A 3,015-nucleotide genomic window follows, 5' to 3' on the forward strand; every position below is an offset into this window, starting at 1 on the left:
TCGGGCGCCTGCGCGGAATCGGGAGTGCCGGGCGCCGCCGCCGCGGGCGCGCTCGTCGCCGGCGCCTGCTGCGCCAGGGCCGCCGGGCCGAGGCCGAATGCGGCGGCGACGGCAATAAACTTAAGCCAGGTCTTCATCTAAGCCCCTCGAGACCGCCCGGACGGACGGAGGTGTGGTTGCGCCGGGTCGCGCATTCGCGCGGCCTTATAGGCACGCACTTTGCGTGTCTCAAGCATGTTCAGCCGCCTTTCATCCGCCTTGATGCGGCGCGCCGCGCGGCCATATCGGGGCCGCAGTTTCAACGCTAGTAGCGGTTGCGAGGCAGGCGAACGCCTGCCGGCCTGGCGAGCGCGGCCGCCAAGACCGAGGGCGAGGGGAGATACGGGTTATGACGAGCGACGAGGTGCTGGCCGAGTTCCGGGCCGCCGGTGCGCTGATGGAAGGACATTTCATCCTGTCCTCGGGCCTGCGCTCGCCCCTCTTCATCCAGAAGATGCGGGTGTTCGAGGATCCGGCGCGCACCGAGACGCTGTGCCGGGCCCTCGCCGCCGTGATCCGCGAGCGCTTCGGCGCGGTCGACCTCGTCGTGTCGCCGGCGATGGGCGGGATCATCCCCGGTTACGAGACCGCGCGCGCGCTCGGCTGCCGCGCGGTCTTCGTCGAGCGCGTCGACGGCGAGTTCCAGCTTCGCCGCGGCTTCGAGATCAAGCCCGGCGAGCGCGTCGTCATCGTCGAGGACATCGTCACCACCGGCCTGTCGTCGCGCGAATGCATCACGGCGGTGCGCAAGCATCCCGGCACGTTGCTCGGCGAGGGCTGCTTGATCGACCGCTCAGGCGGCACCGCCGATCTCGGCCTTCCGCTGATCAGCCTGTGCACCCTCGACATCCCGGCCTATGCCGAGGACTCGCTTCCGTCAGAGCTCGCCGCCATCCCCGCAGTCAAGCCCGGCAGCCGGGGCCTCGCCGCGTGACGCTCCGCCTCGGCGTCAATATCGATCACGTCGCGACCATCCGCAACGCGCGCGGCGGCGAGCATCCCGAGCCGGTCCGCGCCGCCGTCGCCGCGGCTGAGGCTGGCGCCGACGGCATCACGGCGCATCTGCGCGAGGACCGCCGCCACATCCGCGACGACGACATCGCCCGATTGAAGGCCGAGCTCGCAATTCCCCTCAACCTCGAGATGGCGGCGACCGAGGAGATGCTGGCAGTCGCGCTCAAGCACCGCCCGCACGCCGCCTGCATCGTGCCGGAGAAGCGCGAGGAGCGCACCACCGAGGGCGGCCTCGACGCCCACGGCCATTTCGACATGCTCGCGCCGATGGTCGCCCGCCTGACCGACGCCGGCATCCGCGTCAGCCTATTCATCGAGCCCGCTGCCCAGCAGCTCGAAGCCGCAATGCGCCTCAAGGCCCCGGTCGTCGAGTTCCACACCGGCCGCTATGCCCACCGCTCAGGCGCGCCGCAGACCGAGGAGTTGAGCCGAATCGCCGACGCCGCCGCGCTCGCCGCCAAGAACGGCATCGAGCCCCATGCCGGCCACGGCCTCACCTACGACAATGTCGTCCCCATCGCCGCCATCCCGCAGATCGCCGAGCTCAACATCGGCCATTTCCTGGTCGGCGAAGCGATCTTCACCGGCCTCGCCGACTCGATCGCCCGCATGCGCGCGCTGATGGACGAGGCGCGCGGGTGACCATCATCGGCCTCGGCTCAGACCTGTGCAACATCGAGCGGATCCAGAACTCGCTCGACCGGTTCGGCGATCGCTTCATCGCCCGGGTCTTCACCGACACCGAGCGCGCCAAGGCGGAAGGCCGCCCCTTCACCCGCGCCGGCACCTACGCCAAGCGCTTCGCCGCCAAGGAGGCCTTCTCCAAGGCGGTCGGCACCGGCTTCAAGCGCGGCGTGTTCATGAAGGATATAGGCGTCGTGAATAAAGCGTCGGGCGAACCGACTCTGGCGCTCACCGGGGGCGCCAGGGAGAGGCTTGACGCTTTGACCCCGGACGGTCACGCCGCGGACATCCATCTCACCATGACCGACGACCATCCTTTCGCCATGGCCGTCGTCCTGATCACCGCCGTTCCGAGGACTGAATGAGCTTGAGCGACACCACGCCTTTGCCGAGCCTGGCCAAGCCGAAGAAGGGCACCGACTGGTGGGCCGAGCTGCGCGCCATCTTCTGGCTGATCCTCGCCGTGCTGGCGTTCCACAGCCTGGTCGCCAAGCCTTTCTACATCCCGTCCGAATCGATGATGCCAGGCCTCTTGAAGGGCGACCGGCTCGTGGTCAGCAAATATCCCTATGGCTGGTCCTGGGTCAGCCCGAGCTTCCACATCATGCCGCGCATGTCCGGCCGCCTGTTCGGCGCGATGCCCGAGCGCGGCGACGTCGTCATCGTCACTCCGCGGGGCGCGCGCACCGACTATATTAAGCGGGTCATCGGTCTTCCCGGCGACGGCATCCAGTTGATCCGCGGCCAGCTCTTCATCAACGGCCAGGAGGTGCGCCAGGAGCGCCGCCCCGACATGATGATCCCGATGGACGCCAACATCCAATGCTCCGGAGTCGTCATCACCCGCGCCGACGGCTCGGCCCTGTGCAGCCTGCCGATCGTCCGAGAGACGCTGCCCAACGGCCGCAGCTACGACACCGTCGATCTCGGCTATTATCCGCAGTCGGACGATTTCGGCCCGGTCGTGGTGCCGGAGGGCCATGTCTTCCTGATGGGCGACAATCGCGACGAGAGCGCCGACAGCCGCGCCTCGATCGAGAATCTCGGCCTCGGCGGCGCGGTTCCATGGGAGAATATCGGCGGCCGCGCCGAGTTCATCACCTTCAGCCTCGACGGCAGCTCCGACTGGTGGAACCCGATAAGCTGGTTCACCGCCCTGCGCGGCGGCCGCGCCGGCACCTCGCTCCACCCCGACGAAGCTCAGTAAAGCCCTCTCCCCGGCGGGGAGAGGGTTGGGTGAGGGGAGCGAGCGCAAGCGAGCGTCCAGGCTTCCAGGGA

The 3,015-nt window shown here is 68.7% G+C and carries 4 protein-coding genes; all 4 read left to right on the forward strand.

Annotated features, from left to right (window positions below):
* The first annotated feature begins 388 nt into the window (after nucleotides 1-388).
* From pyrE to lepB, 4 genes are read left to right on the forward strand one after another with little or no spacing between them, the layout of a single operon-like run.
* The gene (pyrE, locus tag G7B71_RS15430) at nucleotides 389-973 is read left to right on the forward strand and encodes an orotate phosphoribosyltransferase (RefSeq protein WP_166042551.1); all 585 of its coding nucleotides are present in this window, start codon (nucleotides 389-391) and stop codon (nucleotides 971-973) included.
* On the forward strand, nucleotides 970-1,695 hold the full coding sequence (locus G7B71_RS15435; RefSeq protein WP_166042553.1) for a pyridoxine 5'-phosphate synthase: 726 nt from the start codon (nucleotides 970-972) through the stop codon (nucleotides 1,693-1,695). Before pyrE ends, G7B71_RS15435 begins: the two co-directional genes overlap by 4 nt.
* On the forward strand, nucleotides 1,692-2,102 hold the full coding sequence (acpS, locus tag G7B71_RS15440; RefSeq protein ID WP_243406276.1) for a holo-ACP synthase: 411 nt from the start codon (nucleotides 1,692-1,694) through the stop codon (nucleotides 2,100-2,102). Before G7B71_RS15435 ends, acpS begins: the two co-directional genes overlap by 4 nt.
* Nucleotides 2,099-2,944, forward strand: a complete 846-nt coding sequence (gene lepB / locus G7B71_RS15445) for a signal peptidase I (protein WP_166042555.1) — start codon at nucleotides 2,099-2,101, stop codon at nucleotides 2,942-2,944. The genes acpS and lepB overlap by 4 nt, the downstream gene beginning before the upstream one ends.
* Nucleotides 2,945-3,015 lie beyond the last annotated feature (71 nt).

Origin of the sequence: Sphingosinicella sp. YJ22 (assembly GCF_011320075.1) — a bacterium.
Lineage (GTDB): Bacteria > Pseudomonadota > Alphaproteobacteria > Sphingomonadales > Sphingomonadaceae > Allosphingosinicella.

Bases quoted from the DNA above. Each gene is read 5' to 3' on its own strand.
- pyrE (WP_166042551.1), top strand. From the start codon at position 389: ATGACGAGCGACGAGGTGCTGGCCGAGTTCCGGGCCGCCGGTGCGCTG.
- lepB (WP_166042555.1), top strand. From the start codon at position 2,099: ATGAGCTTGAGCGACACCACGCCTTTGCCGAGCCTGGCCAAGCCGAAG.